Below are 1321 nucleotides of genomic sequence, written 5' to 3'. Positions count from 1 at the left end.
GTCCTGCACCACCCTCGTTTCAAATGCCTCTTGATGTTCCGTGCCCTGGCGATCCAGCGTGATCTCCACCAGCGCCGTCAGCCCGTGGCCGGTGAGGGCGGCCAGCTTGTCGGGGCTGAGCAGCGCGATTTCACGTTCCACCAGCCCGGCATCGCGCAGGCGTTTCACGCGGCGCAAGCAGGTCGGCGGCGAGATATAGACGCGTTCGGCCAGCGCCTGGTTGCTCAGTGAGGCATCGGTTTGCAGGCTGTCCAGCAGCTTCACGTCGATATCGTCAATGAGTATTTGTTCCATTAATGAAATATAAATGAAATTTAATTCAATACTGTGCAAATAATGAAATTAAATTCCATTTTATTGTAAAAATAGATCACATTGGAAAACTGTAAGTACGTAGCATCACCGCATTGATCTTCAGGAGACCTTCATGTGCGGCATTGTTGCTTCCGTTTCGACCCGAAATATCGTTCCCATCCTGGTGCAGGGTTTGCAGCGCCTCGAATACCGCGGTTATGACTCCTGCGGTGTTGCGGTGTACGCCGGCGGCCTGAAGCGCGCTCGCAGCACGTCGCGCGTGGCCGAGTTGCAGGAGCAGGTGAGCGCCGACAAACTCGAAGGCGTCACCGGCATTGCCCACACCCGCTGGGCCACACATGGCGCGCCAGTCGTTCACAACGCCCACCCCCATTTCAGCCACGGCAGCGGCGCGGGCGCCACGGCGCGCGCAGGCAAGGTTGCACTGGTGCACAACGGCATCATCGAAAACTACGAAGAGCTGCGCGCCGGCCTCAAGGCCAAGGGCTATGTCTTCGACAGCCAGACCGACACCGAAGTCATCGTGCATTTGATGGACAGCCTGTACGACGGCGATTTGTTCGAAGCCCTCAAGGCCACCGTCGCGCAACTGCACGGCGCCTACGCGATCGCTGCCTTCTGCAAGGACGAACCGCACCGCGTCGTCGGCGCGCGCGCCGGCTCGCCGCTGATCCTGGGCGTTGGCAAGGACAAGACCGAAAACTTCCTGGCCAGCGACGCCATGGCCCTGGCCGGCGTGACGGACCAGATCGTGTACCTCGAAGAAGGCGATATGGTTGACATCCAGCTCGGCAAGTACTGGGTACTCAACAAAGAAGGCAAAGCCGTCCTGCGCGAAGTCAARACCGTGCASGCCCACAGCGGCGCCGCMGARCTSGGCCCGTAYCGCCACTACATGCARAAAGAAATYTTYGAGCAGCCGCGCGCSATTGCCGACACGCTCGAAGGCGTSGAAGGCATCGTTCCCGAGCTGTTCGGCGACGAGGCTTACCGCGTGTTCAAGGAC

At 59.5% G+C, this 1321-nt stretch carries 2 protein-coding genes; one reads left to right on the top strand and one right to left on the bottom strand.

The genetic code is table 11. The annotated features are described in order from the left end of the window. The coding region (locus AC1D1P_RS23545) for an Lrp/AsnC family transcriptional regulator (protein ID WP_477674671.1) at positions 1–294 on the bottom strand (294 nt) is incomplete at its 3' end. A gap of 133 nt (positions 295–427) precedes the next feature. On the opposite strand from AC1D1P_RS23545, the gene AC1D1P_RS23540 reads away from it, so the two are divergent. Beyond that, positions 428–1321: glutamine--fructose-6-phosphate aminotransferase (locus AC1D1P_RS23540; RefSeq protein ID WP_477674670.1), on the top strand; the 894-nt coding region annotated here is incomplete at its 3' end.

Source organism: Polaromonas sp. P1_E1_2, assembly GCF_056406035.1.
This window is presented reverse-complemented; position numbering and strand designations above follow the sequence as displayed.